A 16,181-nucleotide genomic window follows, 5' to 3' on the forward strand; every position below is an offset into this window, starting at 1 on the left:
GTCTGGAAGGCGCTCCTCCGTCTCACTCGGCGCGCAGGGCGATCACCGGATCCAACCGGCCCGCCCTGCGCGCCGGCGCCACGCCGAAGAACATCCCGACCGCCGCCGACACCCCGAAGGCCAGCGCGATCGACCACCAGGTGATCGAGGCCGGTACCTCGGTGAACGCCTCGATGGCCAGCGCGCCGCCCACCCCGAGCAGGATCCCGATGAGCCCGCCGATCGTGGTCAGCAGCACCGCCTCGATGAGGAACTGGGCCAGGATGTCGCGCTGCCTGGCCCCCAGCGCCTTGCGCAGCCCGATCTCGCGGGTGCGCTCGCGCACGCTGACCAGCATGATGTTCGACACCCCGACGCCTCCGACCAGCAGCGAGATGCCGGCGATGGCCGCGAGCACGCCGGTGAGCATGCCCAGCACGCTGCCGATCGTGCCGAGCAGCGCGGTCTGCGTGACGGCGGAGAACTGCTCGCCCGGATACCGGTCGCGCAGCGCCGCCGTCACCCGGTCCGACAGCGGGTCGATCTCGTCCGGGCCCGAGGCGCCGACCGCGAGCCCGTTGATCCGCTCGATCCCGAGCAGCCGCTGCGCCGTCGTCACCGGGATGTGGATCTCCTGGTCGCGCGACAGCCCGAACGTCTGCCCCACGGTCGCGTACACGCCGACCACCCTGAACCTGGCCCCCGCCACCGTCACCTGCCGCCCGATCGGGTCCAGGTCGCCGAACAGCCGGTCGGCCACCTCCGAGCCGAGCACGGCGACCCGGCGGCGGGTGTCCACGTCCGTCTCGCTCAGCGGGCGGCCCTTGCCGACCGGCCGCTCGAAGATGTTGACCAGGTTCTGATCGGTGCCGATCACCGTGACGAACACCTCGGTCCTGCCCACGCGCACGGTCTCGCCCGACTGCAGCGAGACCGTCACCTTCGCCGGGTCGCCCACCACCCGCCGCACGTAGGCCACGTCGGCCAGGCCGAGCTTGCTCTGCGTCGGCGCCGCTCCCAGGCTGATCCGGCCGGGGACGACGAGGATGATGTTCGTGCCGAGGCCGGAGATCTGCTGCTCGATCTCGTCCTTGGCGCCCGTGCCGATCGCCACCAGGATCACCACGGCCAGCACGCCGATGATGACGCCGAGCATGGTCAGCACGCTGCGCAGCCGGTTGACCCGCAGCGCCTCCATCGCCATGACCAGCGCCTCGGTCGCGTTCATCGCCCGTCCTGTCCGTCGGCTCGCCCGGTCGATCCGTCCCGCACGCCGGTCCGCTCGATCGGCCCGTCCCGTACGTCGATCCGCTCGATCACGCCGTCCCTTACGTGGATCTGGCGCCTGGCGTGGGCCGCGACCTCGGCCTCGTGCGTGACGAGCACCACGGCGACGCCGCCGCCCGCGTTGAGCCGGTCGAGTATGGCCATCACCTCGGCCCCGTTCGCGGTGTCGAGGTTGCCGGTGGGCTCGTCGGCCAGCAGCACCTTCGGCTCGCCGACCAGCGCCCTGGCGATGGCCACCCGCTGCTGCTCCCCGCCGGACATCTGCGAGGGCCGGTGGTCCATCCGGTGCCCCAGCCCCACCGACTCCAGTGCCGCGCGGGCCCTGGCCCGCCGCTCGGCCCGTCCCAGCCCCCGGTAGACCAGCGGCAGCGCCACGTTGTCCAGCGCCGTGGTCCTGGCCAGCAGGTGGAAGGACTGGAAGACGAAGCCGATCGTCCGGTTGCGCAGCTCGGCCAGCGCGCCGTCGGACAGCTGGGAGATGTCCACCCCGTTGATCCGCAGCACGCCGGAGGAGGGCCGGTCGAGACAGCCCAGCAGGTGCATGAGCGTGGACTTGCCCGACCCCGACGGGCCCACGACGGCGGCGAACTCGCCCTGGTCGATCCGGAGCGAGACACCTCTCAGCGCCTCGACGGCCACGCCGTCGAGCTGGTAGCGGCGGGTGAGGTCCACCGCCTCGATGGCGGGAGCGCTCATGGCAGCCGCTGCCCCTCCCGTACGGAGTCCGCGCCCTTGACCACGACCCGGTCGCCCACGGACACCCCGTTCAGCACCTCCACCACGGCGTCGCCCTGGGCGCCGAGCTTGACCACGCGCCGCCGCGCCACGCCGTCCGCCACCGCCCAGACCACGCTCTCGCGCCCGCTGGAGACGATGGCCGAGGCCGGCACCGAGACGGCCGACGGCGACTCGCGCACGGTCAGCCTGGTGACGGCGCTCATGCCCGGCTTGGGGGCGGGCGCCTTGGCGCCGTCGTCGAAGGCGCCGGGGCCGAGCCTGAGGCGTACGGGGTAGCTGACGCCGCCCGTGGTGCCCTCCATGGGGTTGACGCCGATGCCGGTGACCACGGCGGTGTACGTGGCGCCGGGCACCGCGTCCAGCTCGACGGCGGCCTCGACGCCCTCGCGTACCAGCAGGACGTCCGTCTCGTCCACGTCGGCGTCCAGGGTGAGCCTGGACACGTCGGTCACGGTGACGATGGAGTCTCCGGGCGAGACCGGGACGCCGATCGCGACGGGAGCGCCGGAGGGGGATCCGCCCGAGGGCACGGACGGGAGCTGCTGCCCGCCGCCGGGCAGCCGTCCGAGCAGGCTCTCGACCCCGCCCGCCGCGCCGCCGCCCGACGCCCGGCCCAGGCTGACGACGCCGGAGAACGGCGCCTTGATCGTCAGCGACTTCACCGTGCTCTCGGCCGCCTTCACCGCGGCCTTCGCCTGGGTGCGCGAGGCGGCCTGGAGCGAGGCCATGGAGCTGGACAGGTCGCTGGTCACGCCGGTGATCGAGCGGTTGAGCTGGGCGGTGATCGAGGCCAGCGCCTTCGTCTGGGCCCGGTGCTGGGTCTGGGCCAGCTCGATCGCGGTGAGGAGTTGCCTGCGGGCCTGCCGGTCCTCGACCTTCTTCGCCTCTTTCCTGGCCTTGGCGAAGTGGGCGGCCACCTTGCGGTCGAACGCGCCGGTGTCGAGGGACGGGAGGCGGACGTTCGCGCCGAAGCTCGCCGGGGCCGGCATCCTGGACGCGCGGCGGGCCTGGCTGAGCTGGTCCTCCGCCTGGGGCGAGCGGATCCTGGCCAGGACCTGGCCCTTGCGGACGCGGTCGCCCTCACTGACGTACAGCTTGGCGATCGTGCCCTGGGCGGGAGAGCGCAGTGTCGCGGAGGCGCGCGCGCCGATGGTGGCGGGCGCCTCGACGACCTCGGTGACCGGGGCGCGCCGGACCTCGGCGAGCTGGACGGCCGGGGGTTCCTCGGACGTGCAGCCGGTCAGAGCTAACAGGACGAGCAGCGGGGCCAGCCCGCGTCGGACCGTCACCGCCCCATCGTAGGAGCCGGGCCCGCCGCCCTCACAAGCGCCCGCTCGGCCGCCGCTGCCGGGTGCTCAGCCGCAGGCCGGCCTCCGGCCGGACGCGGATGCCGGCCGGAGGCCGGGGTGGAGGCCGGGGGGGGTCAGCCGGACGCGAGCTCGCGGCCGCGGTCGCGGGCGGCCTCGATGGCGGCCAGGAAGGCGGCGCGCACGCTGTGGCGTTCGAGCTCGGCGATGGCCGCGATCGTCGTGCCGCCGGGCGACGTGACGGCCTCGCGCAGGATCACCGGATGCTCGCCGGAGTCACGCAGCATCACCGCGGCCCCCACGATGGACTGGGTGACCATGTCGAGCGCGGCGGCGCGCGGCATGCCGAGCAGGATGCCCGCGTCGACCATGGCCTCGACCAGGTAGAAGAAGTAGGCGGGGCCGCTGCCGGACAGCGCCGTCGCGGCGTCCTGCTGCGACTCGGGGATGCGCAGCACCTTGCCGACCGGCTCAAGCAGCCCCTCGGTCAGCTTGAGGTGCTCCTCGGTGGCGTGCGCCCCCGCCGAGATCACGCTCATCGCCTCGTCGAACCTGATCGGCGTGTTGGACATCACCCGCACCACCGGCACCTGGACGCCGAGCCGCTGCTCGACGAAGGAGGTGGTGATGCCGGCCGCGGCGCTGATCACCAGCCGCCCAGCGGGCACATAAGGGGCGATCTCGGCCAGCAGCGTCGCCATGTCCTGCGGTTTGACCGCGAGGACGAGGGTGTCGGCGGACTTGGCCGCCTCCGCGTTGGAGACGATGCGCACGCCGTACGCGTCACGCAGCGCCTGCGCGCGCTCGGCCCTGCGGGTGGTCGCCATGATGTCGCCCGGCTTGAGCCCGGCGCGCAGCAACCCGGACAGCAGGGCCTCGCCCATCTTGCCCGTGCCCAGAATCGCGATCATTTCGGCCCCTCGATGAATGGAACGCTGGTCTGGCAGCCTATCCGCTACCGCCGGGAGACCAGGGAACGCAGGAAGAAGGCCAGGTTGCGGGGGCGCTCCGCCAGGCGGCGCATGAGGTAGGCGTACCAGTCGGCGCCGTAGGGGACGTAGACGCGCACCCGGGAGCCGAGCCCGGCCAGGCGGGTCTGCTCCTCGGGGCGCACGCCGTACAACATCTGGTATTCGTAGCCCGTCGTGTCGCGGCCGTCGAGGACGGCCAGCGTGGAGGCGATGCGCAGCAGCCTGGGGTCGTGCGTGGCGACCATGGGGTAGCCGGGGCCGGCCATGAGGACCTTCAGGCATCGTACGAACGAGCGGTCGATGTCGGCGGCCCTGCGGTAGCCGCCGGGGGCGGTGTAGGCCCCCTTGCACAGCCGTACGCGGGCGGACCCGGCCTTCTCGCAGCGGTCGAGCGAGTCGGGCAGGTAGGCCTGCACCACCACGCCCACCTCGGGATGCTCTCTGCGCAGCATCGCGTGCACGGCGTGCAGCCCGGCGATCGTGTCGTGCTCCTCGGCGTCGAGCGTGACGGTGACGCCCTTCGCCTCGGCAGCCGCGCAGATGGCGGTGGCGTTGGCGGTCGCGAGCCGCTGGGACAGCCGCAGCCCGAGCGCGGTGAGCTTGACCGACACGTCGGCGCCGGCGGGCAGCAGGTCGAGCAGCGACACGTAGGTGGCCACGGTGGCCTCGGCCTGGGCCTCGTCCGTCACCTCCTCGCCGAGGTGGTCGACGCTGACGAGCAGCCCCTGGCGGGTCAGCCGGTCGACGACGGCGCCGATGTCGCTCGCGACGTAGCGCCTGATCACGTCCGCGGTCAACGGCGAGGTGGTGACGAGCCGCTCGGCTCGGGGGCTCTTGGAGAGGGCGAGCATGGCCTGACGGAGCACACGATCCACACTAATCAGTCGGCCTGCCGATCGTGCGCCCCCACCTCGCAACTCGTGCCCTGACCAGGATCCGGCCGGGGAGTTGAACCGGCGGCGGGCGCGGTCCGTCGTAGGGGTATGCGGACAATGACAGCGACTCTCCTGACCGGATGTCTGGTGCTCGCCGCGGGCTGCGGCACGACCCCGCCGGTCGAGCGGGCCTCGTCCTCGACCCCGGAGAAGCCTCCCGTCGTGTCGGAGCCGGTCACCACCTCTCCCACGAAGCCGCCCGAGACGGTCAAGCCGACGGGTGACGCCATCAACGTCCACAAGGTCCGCTGGACCAAGGCCAAGCCGGTCTCGAAGGGCCGCAAGATCCAGCTCACCTGGTGGTCTGGGGTGGAGCCGTGCACGGTGCTCGACCGGGTCAAGGTGAAGGAGACGTCCAAGCGGGTCACCGTCACCCTGTACGAGGGCACCGGCAGCAAGGCGAAGAACGTGTCCTGCATCATGATCGCGATCGAGAAGACCACGACGGTCACCCTGAAGAAGGCCCTCGGCAAGCGGAAGCTCGTGGACGGCGCGAAGTGACGGCGTGACAGGGGCGGCGCGAAGTGACGGCGTGACAGGGCGGCGTGACAGGGCGGTGCCCGTTGGCGGCGTCAAGTCCTGATATCCCCACTTCCTCATTTGTCCACTTACGGACAACCGTAGTGACAAATGATCGATTTGTTGCGATACATCGATCAGAACACCCCCGCCGCCGAACCCTCCGCCGGTGAGATCCCGCTCCGATGGAGGGCACGAACGCCCGGGTCACGTGAGCCATCTCCTACGCGGACCCCGGTGCGCGCCCACCGCGCCGGGGTCCGCCCACGTCGCTCAGCCCACCAGCTTCAACGCCTTGCACCCCTTCGGCGGGACGGGCGGCCCCTCGGCCCAGCCGGTGCTCACGTGGCGGGCGGCGAACATCAGCGGCGCCCCCTTGGCCACGCCGCCGATCGCGCGGCCCTGGTAGGTGACGTCGGCGAGCCACCGGCCCGTGGACAGGTCGACGATCCGCCGCTGGTAGGGGAACTTCGCCGGGGTCAGCCGGCTGTCGAAGACGTGGTCGAGCTCCCCGAAGTCCAGCGCCAGCCCCTTTCCTCCCAGGGGTCCCGTCACCTCTCCCACGACCTTGACGTGGGGCGAGGCGGCCAGCAGGCGGATGAGCGCGGCCCGCTGGGCCGGGCCGATCGGCGCCGCCAGCAGGTTGGAGGCCACGGGCAGGAACTCATCGAACGCCGGCTTGGAGCCGCGGCCGGCCCACGCCTTGTGGAAGTCGCGCAGCCAGGCCATGAGCGCGTCCCGCCCGGTGGGCAGGGCCGCCAGGTCGGCCACGGTCAGGCGGGCGAACCCGTGGCCGCTCAGCAGACCGTTGGCGCCGGTCCGGTCATAGGCGCAGTTGTGCCCCTTCTTGGTGCTCACCTGGCCGCAGGGCCCGCCGTCGCCGCACGCGACCGTGATCTTGGCCGGTGACCCCGCCGCCCGCCAGGCCCGCGCGTCCGCCGCCGTGGCCGGTTCCATGGTGTAGACCGGCTGGGACACGTTGAGCTTCTTCCCGCCGGGCTCACGCGGCAGCCAGCGATCCACGCGCATGGTCATCAGGAACGTGTAGCCGTCCGTGCGCACGTACGAGCCCCACAGCTCCTCGCCGCGCCAGTAGGCGCCCTTCTTCTCCGTCAGCCGCTCGATCCGGTCCGCCAGGTCGTAGAGCGCCTGGTTCGGCCGGGTGAGCACAGGGGTGGAGGGCGGGGCGAGGGTGGTCACGAGGGCGAAGACGAGCCCCACGACCGCCACGGTGACCGGCGCGGCCCACCACGCCCGCACCCGCCGTCTCGGCACCCTCTCACGGGCCCTTTCACGGGCCCGCACGCGGGCCCGGGCGCGGGCCCGGGCGCGGGCCACGACCTCCGGGGACGGCGGGCGCGCGCCGGGGAGGGCGCGGTTCAGCAGGTCGAGTTCATCCATCGACGTCCTCCTTCAGCGAATCCAGGTCACCCAGTGCCGCGCGCAGTTGCCTGCGGGCCCGGTTCAGCCGGGAGGCAACGGTCCCGTACGGGATGTCCAGGGCGGCCGCCACCTCGGCGTGGCTCAGCCCGGCCAGCGCGACCAGCAGCACCACGTCGCGGTCGCGCCGCTTCAGCCCGGCCAGCGCCCCCGCCAGCGGCCGGGCGAAGCGGGCGGCGGCGACCCGGTCGAGCACCTCGTCCTCGTGGCCGGCGGTGTCGCGCTCCGCCGTCCGGCTGATGGCCTTCCACCGCCTGATCTCGGTACGCCGGTGCCGTGCCACCAGGTTGGTCGCGATCCCGTACAACCATGGTCTGACCGCGCCCATCGCGGCGTCGTAACCCCCGCCCATGGCCACCAGGAAGACCTCGGCGGCGAGGTCGTCGGCGACGTCCGCGGAGAGCCTGCGCGCGATGTAGCGGTGGATCTCCGCGAAGTGGGCGTCGAAGAGATCGGGTGGAACCCCTAATCGCGCGGGTCCGTTACGTGAGTTGTGCACTGTCACGCCCGTTCTTGCCCGGAATTCGGGAATGCTTTCACGCTCACGAGGGTTGAGTCGGGTAGGCTCAAGTCGTTTGACAAAGACGACACGCATCCATAGGTTGAGTCCAACAGACTCAACTTTGACTACAAGGACGTACTCATGGCACGTGCGGTAGGTATCGACCTTGGGACGACCAACTCCGTCGTCTCGATCCTCGAGGGCGGTGAGCCCACTGTCATCGCCAACGCGCAGGGCTCGCGGACCACGCCGTCCGTGGTCGCCTTCGCGAAGAACGGCGAGGTCCTGGTCGGTGAGGTCGCCAAGCGGCAGGCCGTCACCAACGTGGACCGGACGATCCGCTCCGTCAAGCGGGAGATGGGCACCAACTGGTCCCAGGAGATCGACGGCAAGAAGTTCTCCCCGCAGCAGATCAGCGCGTTCGTGCTGCAGAAGCTGAAGCAGGACGCGGAGGCCTACCTCGGTGAGAAGATCACCGACGCGGTGGTCACCGTCCCCGCCTACTTCAACGACGCCCAGCGCCAGGCCACCAAGGAGGCCGGCACGGTCGCGGGGCTCAACGTGCTGCGCATCATCAACGAGCCGACCGCGGCGGCGCTCGCCTACGGGCTCGACAAGGAGCAGGACCAGACGATCCTGGTCTTCGACCTCGGCGGCGGCACCTTCGACGTGTCCCTGCTCGACGTCGGCCAGGAGGACGGCCACGGCTTCGTCGAGGTCAAGGCCACCTCCGGTGACAACCACCTGGGCGGCGACGACTGGGACCAGCGCGTCGTCGACGAGCTCGTCAAGCGCTTCCAGAACGCCCACGGCGTCGACCTGGCCAAGGACAAGATGGCGCTCCAGCGCCTGCGCGAGGCGGCCGAGAAGGCCAAGATCGAGCTGTCCAGCCAGTCCGAGACCAACATCAACCTGCCCTACATCACGGCCTCGTCCGAGGGCCCGCTGCACCTCGACGAGAAGCTGACCCGCTCCGAGTTCCAGCGGCTCACCGCCGACCTGCTCGAGCGCACCAAGGGCCCGTTCCACCAGGTCATCAAGGACGCCGGCATCAAGGTCTCCGACATCGCCCACGTGGTGCTCGTCGGCGGCTCGACCCGCATGCCCGCCGTCTCCGAGCTCGTCAAGGAGCTGACCGGCGGCAAGGAGCCCAACAAGGGCGTCAACCCCGACGAGGTCGTGGCCATCGGCGCCGCGCTCCAGGCCGGTGTGCTCAAGGGTGAGGTCAAGGACGTCCTGCTGCTCGACGTGACCCCGCTGTCGCTGGGCATCGAGACCAAGGGCGGCATCTTCACCAAGATCATCGAGCGCAACACGACGATCCCGACCAAGCGCTCCGAGGTCTTCACCACGGCCGAGGACAACCAGCCGTCGGTGCAGATCCAGGTCTACCAGGGCGAGCGCGAGATCGCGTCCTACAACAAGAAGCTGGCCACGTTCGAGCTGACCGGCATCGCGCCGGCGCCGCGCGGCATCCCGCAGATCGAGGTCACCTTCGACATCGACGCCAACGGCATCGTCAACGTCTCCGCCAAGGACCTGGGCACGGGCAAGGAGCAGACGATGACGATCACCGGCGGCTCCGCGCTGCCGAAGGACGACATCGAGCGGATGATGCGCGAGGCCGAGTCGTACGCCGAGGAGGACAAGAAGCGCCGCGAGGAGGCCGAGGTCCGCAACAACGCGGACGGTCTGGCCTACCAGACGGAGAAGTTCCTCCGCGAAAACGACGACAAGGTCCCCGGCGAGATCAAGACCGAGGTCAACGACGCCCTGGCTGAGCTGAAGAAGGCTCTGGAGGGCACCGACACCGACGTCATCCGCACCTCGGCCGAGAAGCTCGCCACCGTCAGCCAGAAGATGGGTTCGGCGATCTACGCTCAGAGTCAGGGTCAGCAGGCCGGTCCCGAGGGCGCTCCGCAGGACGCCACCGCCGGCCAGGGTGACCAGAAGGCCGACGACGACGTGGTCGAGGCCGAGATCGTCGACGACGACCAGCCGAAGAAGGACCAGTGATGCCAGCGCGTGAAAACGGGCACGAGGAGCCGGTGATCCGCGACAACCGCAAGATCGACCCGGAGACGGGCCAGGTTCGACAGGCGCCCGCGGCGCCACAGGAGGTGCCGGGCGACGTGCTGGAGCCGCAGGATGGCGAGCTGGCGGCCCAGCTCGCCGAGCGGACCGCCGACCTGCAGCGACTTCAGGCGGAATACACCAACTACCGCCGCAGGGTCGAGCGCGACCGGGTCGCGGTCCGCGAGCAGGCCGTCGCGGGGGCCCTGTCGGAGCTCCTTCCCGTCCTCGACGACATCGGCCGGGCCCGCGACCACGGCGAGCTGACCGGCGGCTTCGCGAAGGTGGCGGAGTCGCTGGAGTCGGCGCTCACCAAGCTGGGCCTCAGCTCCTTCGGGCAGAAGGGCGACCCGTTCGACCCGACGATCCACGAGGCGCTGATGCACAGCTACTCGACCGAGGTGAGCGAGCCGACCGCCGTCGAGGTGCTGCAGCTCGGATACCGCATCGGCGACAGGGTGCTGCGCCCGGCGCGGGTGGCCGTCGCCGAACCCGAGGACGCTCCAGCCGCGTCCAATGACGACGACAACTGATCACAAAGACGAAGGGCCGTAGATGAGCACCAAGGACTACCTGGAAAAGGACTACTACGCCGTCCTTGGTGTGCCCAAGACCGCCACCGCCGACGAGATCAAGAAGGCGTACCGCAAGCTGGCCAGGCAGTATCACCCCGACACCAACCAGGGCGACGCGACCAAGGAGACCAAGTTCAAGGAGGTCTCCGAGGCTTACGACGTCCTGTCCGACACCAAGCGGCGCAAGGAGTACGACGAGGCGCGCACGCTGTTCGGGTCAGGGGTGGGCGGCCAGCGGCCTGGCGGTGGCGGTTTCCCGTTCGACTTCGGCGACCTGTTCGGCGGCACCGCCCAGCAGGGCGGCGCCCAGGGCGGGGGTGCGGGCGAGCGGCTCGGCGACCTGTTCGGCGGGCTGTTCAACCGGGGCGGGGCGACCCGCACCACGACCACGTCCAGGCCGCGGCGTGGCCAGGACGTCGAGTCCGAGGTCACGCTGACCTTCACGGAAGCGGTCGACGGCACCACCGTGTCCCTCAGGCTGACCAGCTCCGCCGCCTGCACCTCGTGCAGCGGCACCGGCGCCAAGGCGGGCACGACCCCCAGGGTCTGCCCCACCTGTGAGGGCACCGGCGCGGCCAGCCGCAACCTGGGCAACTTCGCCTTCTCCGAGCCCTGCCGCGACTGCAAGGGGCGCGGGCTGATCGTGGACGTCCCCTGCCCCGTGTGCGAGGGCAGCGGCCGAGCCAAGAGCACCCGCACCATCCAGGCGCGCATTCCCGCAGGGGTGGCCGACGGCCAGCGGGTCAGGCTCAAGGGGAAGGGGGCGCCGGGCGAGAACGGCGGCCCGGCGGGCGACCTCTACATCCTGACGCACGTCAAGCCGCACGCCGTGTTCGGCAGGTCGGGCGACAACCTGACGATCACCGTGCCGGTGACGTTCTCGGAGGCCGCCCTGGGCGCCGAGATCAAGGTCCCGACACTCAAGGGGATGCCGGTCACGCTGCGCATTCCCGCGGGCACACCCAACGGGCGCACGTTCCGCGTGCGCGGCAGGGGCGTCACCCGCAAGGACGGAACGAAGGGCGACCTGCTCGCCAGCGTCGAGGTGGTCGTGCCGAAGACGCTCGACGACAAGTCGCGCGAGCTGCTCAACGAGTTCAACACCGCGGTCGCGAGTGAGGACCCGCGCGCTGAGCTCATTCAGCGAGCCAGAAGCGAGTAAGCCGATGGACGCCAACTACTTCGACCTTTCCGATGACACCCCTGTCTATGTGATCTCGGTGGCCGCGCAGCTCTCCGGACTGCACCCGCAGACCCTGCGCCAGTACGACCGCCTCGGGCTGGTCAGTCCCGGGCGCACCGCCGGGCGCGGCCGCCTCTACTCGACACGCGACATCATCCAGCTCCGCGAGGTGCAGCGGCTCTCCCAGGAGGAGGGCATCAACCTCGCGGGCATCAAGCGGATTCTCGAGCTCGAGAACGAAGCTCTGCGGCTGCGTGAGGAGGTCGTCCGCCTGCGCGCCGAGATGCGCATGGTCAGAGCGCTGATCCGCTACGAGCTGCCACCGGGGGCCTAGAAAGATGGACTACAAGCTCACCCAGAAGAGCCAGGAAGCTCTCTCGGGTGCCATGCGGCGCGCCGCCGCGGAGGGCAACCCGGAGATCTCCCCCGCTCACTTGCTGACCACGCTGCTCTCCCAGACGGGCGGCACCGCCGTGCCGCTGCTCGAAGCCGTGGGCGCCGACTGGCGCACGCTGCGGGCCCGCACGGAGGAGCAGCTCGCGACGCTGCCGAAGGCGCAGGGCTCGACGGTGGGGGCGCCGTCCAGCTCGCGCCAGCTGCTGACCGTGCTCAACACCGCGGCCCAGCACGCCAACCGCCTCGAAGACCTCTACGTCTCGACCGAGCACCTGCTGGTCGGCCTGGCCGCCGACGGGGGCCAGTCGGCCGAGCTGCTCAGGTCGCAGGGCGCGACGCCGCAGGCGCTGCTCGACGCGTTCGAGAAAGTACGCGGCAACGCGCGGGTCACCAGCGAGACCCCTGAGGACACCTACCAGGCGCTGGAGAAGTACGGCGTCGACCTCACCGAGCGGGCCCGCGGCGGCAAGCTCGACCCGGTCATCGGCCGCGACTCCGAGATCCGCCGCGTGGTCCAGGTCCTCAGCCGCCGCACCAAGAACAACCCGGTGCTCATCGGAGAGCCGGGCGTCGGCAAGACCGCCGTCGTCGAGGGCCTGGCCCAGCGCATCGTGGCCGGCGACGTGCCCGAGTCGCTGCGCAACAAGCGGCTGATCTCGCTCGACCTCGGCGCGATGGTCGCGGGCGCGAAATACCGCGGCGAGTTCGAAGAGCGGCTCAAGGCCGTGCTCTCGGAGATCAAGGAGAGCGACGGGCAGGTCGTCACGTTCATCGACGAGCTGCACACCGTCGTCGGAGCCGGGGCCGCCGAGGGCGCGATGGACGCCGGCAACATGCTCAAGCCCATGCTGGCCCGCGGCGAGCTGCGCATGATCGGCGCGACCACGCTCGACGAATACCGCGAGCGCATCGAGAAGGACCCCGCGCTGGAGCGCCGCTTCCAGCAGGTCTACGTCGGCGAGCCCACGGTCGAGGACACGATCGCGATCCTGCGCGGGCTCAAGGGCCGCTACGAGGCCCACCATCAGGTGCAGATCGCCGACAGCGCGCTCGTCGCCGCGGCGGCGCTGTCCGACCGCTACATCACCAGCAGGTTCCTCCCCGACAAGGCCATCGACCTGGTCGACGAGGCCGCCTCGCGGCTGCGCATGGAGATCGACTCCCGCCCGGTGGAGATCGACCAGCTCCAGCGCAACGTCGACCGGATGAAGATGGAGGAGCTGGCCCTGTCGAAGGAGACCGACGAGGCCTCCGTCCAGCGGCTTGAGCGGCTGCGCCAGGAGCTGGCCGACCGGCAGGAGGAGCTCAACGCCCTCGTCGGCCGCTGGGAACACGAGAAGGCCGGACTCAACAAGGTCGGCGAGCTGAAGAAGCAGCTCGACGAGGCGCGCGGCGAGGCCGAGCGGGCGCAGCGCGACGGCGACTTCGAGGCGGCCTCCCGGCTGATGTACGCCGAGGTGCCCCGGCTCGAACAGGCGCTCAAGGCGGCCTCCGAGGCCGCGCCGCCCGACAACGCCATGGTCAAGGAGGAGGTCGGGGCCGACGACATCGCCGAGGTGATCTCGTCGTGGACCGGCATCCCCGCAGGGCGGCTGCTTGAGGCTGAGACGAGCAAACTGCTGCGGATGGAGGAGGAGCTGGGCAAGCGCCTGATCGGGCAGCAGCGGGCCGTACAGGCCGTCTCCGACGCCGTACGCCGCAGCCGGGCCGGCATCGCCGACCCCGACCGCCCGACCGGGTCCTTCCTGTTCCTCGGCCCGACGGGCGTGGGCAAGACCGAGCTGGCCAAGGCGCTGGCGGAGTTCCTGTTCGACGACGAGCGGGCGATGACCCGCATCGACATGAGCGAATACTCCGAGAAGCACAGCGTGGCCAGGCTCGTCGGCGCGCCTCCCGGCTACGTCGGCTACGAGGAGGGCGGCCAGCTCACCGAGGCCGTCAGGCGGCGCCCGTACACCGTGGTGCTGCTCGACGAGGTCGAGAAGGCCCATCCCGAGGTGTTCGACATCCTGCTGCAGGTGCTCGACGACGGGCGGCTGACCGACGGCCAGGGGCGCACGGTCGACTTCCGCAACACGATCCTGATCCTGACCTCCAACATCGGCTCGCAGTTCCTCGTCGATCCCAAGCTGGAGAACGGCGCGAAGCGCGACGCGGTCATGGGGGCGGTGCGCGGCTCGTTCAAGCCGGAGTTCCTCAACCGGCTCGACGACGTGATCCTCTTCGACGCGCTCGGCACCGAGGAGCTGGCGCAGATCGTCGACCTGCAGGTCGAGCGGCTGGCGCAGCGCCTGGCCGACCGGAGGCTGACGCTGGAGGTCACGCCGGCGGCCCGCGAGTGGCTGGCACTGACGGGCTACGACCCGATGTACGGCGCCCGCCCGCTGCGCCGCCTCGTCCAGTCCGCCATCGGCGACAAACTGGCCAGGGCCGTGCTGTCGGGCGAGGTCTCCGACGGTGACCACGTCCAGGTCGAGCTGGGCGACGACGAGCTGCTCATCCAGCGCGGGTCCTGAACGACCGGCGCGCTGTCGGGAACGGCCGCATCCGAGCCCGGGGATCCAGCAGATCTCCGGGCTCCGGCGTGTCATGGCAAGGTCATCGGCCCCCGGCTTCGGTAAGGTTCGCCCCACTCTTCGGACAAGCCGCCGCTCCCCGGCCGCACGGGTGACTACGTTCAGCGAGATCACCGAAGTCGATCAGGGAGACGTGCAGGTGTCATTCCAGAGAACGCGGAGCATGATCGCGGTGGCCGCTCTGTCCACGGGCGTCATCTGGCTGGTCGCCGGTCCCGCCACGGCCGCGAGCTGCCAGGGCGGCGAGCCCGCGCTGCTGTCGCCTCGCTCGGTCGCCACGTACTGCGACGAGCACACGAAGCTGCGCGTGAACGACAACGGCTCGGGCAGCAGCCGGATGGTCGCGTCGGAGAGCAACAAGCTGGCCATGGCGGCCGGGGAGCTGGCCAGGCGGCTCGGCCTGACCGGCCTCGCGACGGGCCGGGCCGTGCTGGGCTCGGCCGACCTGGGCGGGACGGCCGCCACCTGGGGCATGCCGTCGCTGACCTCGGCCTCGCCGGCGATCCCCGTGATGCCGGGGCCGATGTCGATGAAGGACCTCTCGACGACGGCGGGCGTGCCCGCCCTGCCGGCGCTGCCCGAGCTGCCGTCACTGCCCGAGCTGCCCTCGCTGGCGCGCACCCCGCTGGAGGGCGACGCGCGCGCCCAGGCTCCGCACCACAACTCGGTCGGGGGCACCGGGATCCAGTCGCCGACAGACCTGCAGCAGCCGGTACGCGAGATCGGCGAGGACGTCATCGGCGTGCTGCTGCCCAAGGCCGTGCAGAGCGTCGAGGGCACCTCGATGCTGCCCGGCGGCGAGACCGCACTGACCGGCTTCACCGGCCTCAAGCAGACCCTCGGCCTGTGACCGCGCCTATGACCGGGCCTGTGAGTGGGCCCGTGACCGGTTGCTCCGGGCGATGAGCCATCCGTCCGGGCGCGGATCGTGCCTGTCGCGCCCGGACCTCCCCACAGCGGAGGGGCCGCGGTCAGCCGCCGCGGCCCCTCCCACCAACCGCACGCGCGTACGCGGGCATGGTGAAGTCAGCCGTGCCGGAGACGGATGCTCCGGCGGGGGCCTGAGCCGTCAGGAGACGAGCTCGTCGAGCTCGTCCTCGGGCAGCCCCAGGTCGACCCTGATCCGGTAGCGGGTGCGCAGCAGCGCCACCTGCTCAGGATCATTCTCCTCGCACCGCAGGGCGGCCTGGGTGGCCCATTCGAGCCCCCCTCGCAGGTCACCGTAGGCGACGAGGGTCTCGGCGATCGTATGGGCGGTCGCCGTGGAGACGTCGCCCTCCTTGCGGATGGTCTCGATGACCTCCCTGGCCTCGTCCGGCCGGTCCAGCTCGAAGAGCGTGTCGGCGATGCCGGCACGCGGATCGAACCCAGCCTCGCCGCCGTCCTCGACCGCGCGCTGGAAACACTCCATCGCGCGGGCGGGCTGGCCCGCCGCTCGCCACTCCTCGGCGGCGAGGACCAGGATGGATGCCCTCGAAACGTCTCCGGAGGAGTAGTCGAGCGCCACGTCGTACAGCCGACTGGCCAAGGAACTGTGGTCGTCGGCCAGCAGGGCCTGCTCAAGCAGACGATCAAGGTGCTCACGGGTCACATGCGCCACAACGCCGAGACTACCGACCCTGGTTGGCCTTTGCCCGGTCAATCCGCATCGCCGGTCACGTGCAAATTCGGTAACGACTTGTCCATTCCTGGTCACGGAA

14 protein-coding genes and 1 pseudogene are annotated in these 16,181 nt (G+C 71.0%); 7 read left to right on the forward strand and 8 right to left on the reverse strand.

What is annotated here, in order from left to right; genetic code table 11:
• Positions 1-22: 22 nt before the first annotated feature.
• The 5 genes from AB0C28_RS23375 to AB0C28_RS23395 form a co-directional block, all read right to left on the reverse strand.
• Positions 23-1,207, reverse strand: coding sequence for an ABC transporter permease (locus AB0C28_RS23375; RefSeq protein ID WP_357846384.1), 1,185 nt, complete (start codon positions 1,205-1,207; stop codon positions 23-25).
• On the reverse strand, positions 1,204-1,962 hold the full coding sequence (locus AB0C28_RS23380) for an ABC transporter ATP-binding protein (protein ID WP_357846386.1): 759 nt from the start codon (positions 1,960-1,962) through the stop codon (positions 1,204-1,206). Before AB0C28_RS23380 ends, AB0C28_RS23375 begins: the two co-directional genes overlap by 4 nt.
• Positions 1,959-3,293, reverse strand: coding sequence for an efflux RND transporter periplasmic adaptor subunit (locus tag AB0C28_RS23385; protein ID WP_358077206.1), 1,335 nt, complete (start codon positions 3,291-3,293; stop codon positions 1,959-1,961). The genes AB0C28_RS23380 and AB0C28_RS23385 overlap by 4 nt, the downstream gene beginning before the upstream one ends.
• 134 nt (positions 3,294-3,427) lie before the next feature.
• Positions 3,428-4,222 carry a pyrroline-5-carboxylate reductase gene (proC, locus tag AB0C28_RS23390; protein ID WP_357846390.1) on the reverse strand — a complete coding sequence of 265 codons (795 nt, stop codon included), beginning with the start codon at positions 4,220-4,222 and terminating at the stop codon, positions 3,428-3,430.
• A 44-nt stretch (positions 4,223-4,266) separates the two neighbouring features.
• Positions 4,267-5,148, reverse strand: a complete 882-nt coding sequence (locus AB0C28_RS23395; RefSeq protein WP_357846392.1) for a proline dehydrogenase family protein — start codon at positions 5,146-5,148, stop codon at positions 4,267-4,269.
• Between the two features lie 126 nt (positions 5,149-5,274).
• Here AB0C28_RS23395 and AB0C28_RS23400 point away from each other — a divergent pair, with 126 nt between their 5' ends.
• Positions 5,275-5,718, forward strand: a complete 444-nt coding sequence (locus AB0C28_RS23400) for a hypothetical protein (protein ID WP_358077209.1) — start codon at positions 5,275-5,277, stop codon at positions 5,716-5,718.
• A gap of 291 nt (positions 5,719-6,009) precedes the next feature.
• Here AB0C28_RS23400 and AB0C28_RS23405 read toward each other — a convergent pair whose 3' ends face one another.
• Entirely contained in the window at positions 6,010-7,137 is a 1,128-nt protein-coding gene (locus AB0C28_RS23405) for a hypothetical protein (RefSeq protein ID WP_358077212.1), read from the reverse strand.
• Positions 7,130-7,681: an RNA polymerase sigma factor gene (locus AB0C28_RS23410; RefSeq protein WP_357846398.1), complete on the reverse strand. Its 552-nt coding sequence runs from the start codon at positions 7,679-7,681 to the stop codon at positions 7,130-7,132. Before AB0C28_RS23410 ends, AB0C28_RS23405 begins: the two co-directional genes overlap by 8 nt.
• A gap of 138 nt (positions 7,682-7,819) precedes the next feature.
• Between AB0C28_RS23410 and dnaK the strand changes: the two genes are divergently transcribed.
• The 6 genes and pseudogenes from dnaK (at position 7,820) to AB0C28_RS23440 (ending at position 15,331) form a co-directional block, all read left to right on the forward strand.
• Positions 7,820-9,694 carry a molecular chaperone DnaK gene (dnaK, locus tag AB0C28_RS23415; RefSeq protein ID WP_346100934.1) on the forward strand — a complete coding sequence of 625 codons (1,875 nt, stop codon included), beginning with the start codon at positions 7,820-7,822 and terminating at the stop codon, positions 9,692-9,694.
• Positions 9,694-10,284, forward strand: coding sequence for a nucleotide exchange factor GrpE (grpE, locus tag AB0C28_RS23420; RefSeq protein ID WP_357846400.1), 591 nt, complete (start codon positions 9,694-9,696; stop codon positions 10,282-10,284). Before dnaK ends, grpE begins: the two co-directional genes overlap by 1 nt.
• 22 nt (positions 10,285-10,306) lie before the next feature.
• Positions 10,307-11,488 carry a molecular chaperone DnaJ gene (gene dnaJ / locus AB0C28_RS23425; protein ID WP_357846402.1) on the forward strand — a complete coding sequence of 394 codons (1,182 nt, stop codon included), beginning with the start codon at positions 10,307-10,309 and terminating at the stop codon, positions 11,486-11,488.
• Positions 11,489-11,492: 4 nt separating this feature from the next.
• Positions 11,493-11,774, forward strand: a pseudogene (locus AB0C28_RS23430) (helix-turn-helix transcriptional regulator); the annotation flags it as partial.
• 73 nt (positions 11,775-11,847) lie between these two features.
• The gene (gene clpB, locus AB0C28_RS23435; protein WP_358077215.1) at positions 11,848-14,421 is read left to right on the forward strand and encodes an ATP-dependent chaperone ClpB; all 2,574 of its coding nucleotides are present in this window, start codon (positions 11,848-11,850) and stop codon (positions 14,419-14,421) included.
• Positions 14,422-14,620: 199 nt separating this feature from the next.
• Positions 14,621-15,331 carry a hypothetical protein gene (locus tag AB0C28_RS23440; RefSeq protein ID WP_357846406.1) on the forward strand — a complete coding sequence of 237 codons (711 nt, stop codon included), beginning with the start codon at positions 14,621-14,623 and terminating at the stop codon, positions 15,329-15,331.
• A gap of 219 nt (positions 15,332-15,550) precedes the next feature.
• Here AB0C28_RS23440 and AB0C28_RS23445 read toward each other — a convergent pair whose 3' ends face one another.
• The gene (locus AB0C28_RS23445; RefSeq protein WP_346100929.1) at positions 15,551-16,081 is read right to left on the reverse strand and encodes a tetratricopeptide repeat protein; all 531 of its coding nucleotides are present in this window, start codon (positions 16,079-16,081) and stop codon (positions 15,551-15,553) included.
• Positions 16,082-16,181: the final 100 nt, after the last annotated feature.

The sequence above is a fragment of the Nonomuraea sp. NPDC048892 genome, assembly GCF_040649735.1.
GTDB lineage: Bacteria > Actinomycetota > Actinomycetes > Streptosporangiales > Streptosporangiaceae > Nonomuraea > Nonomuraea maheshkhaliensis.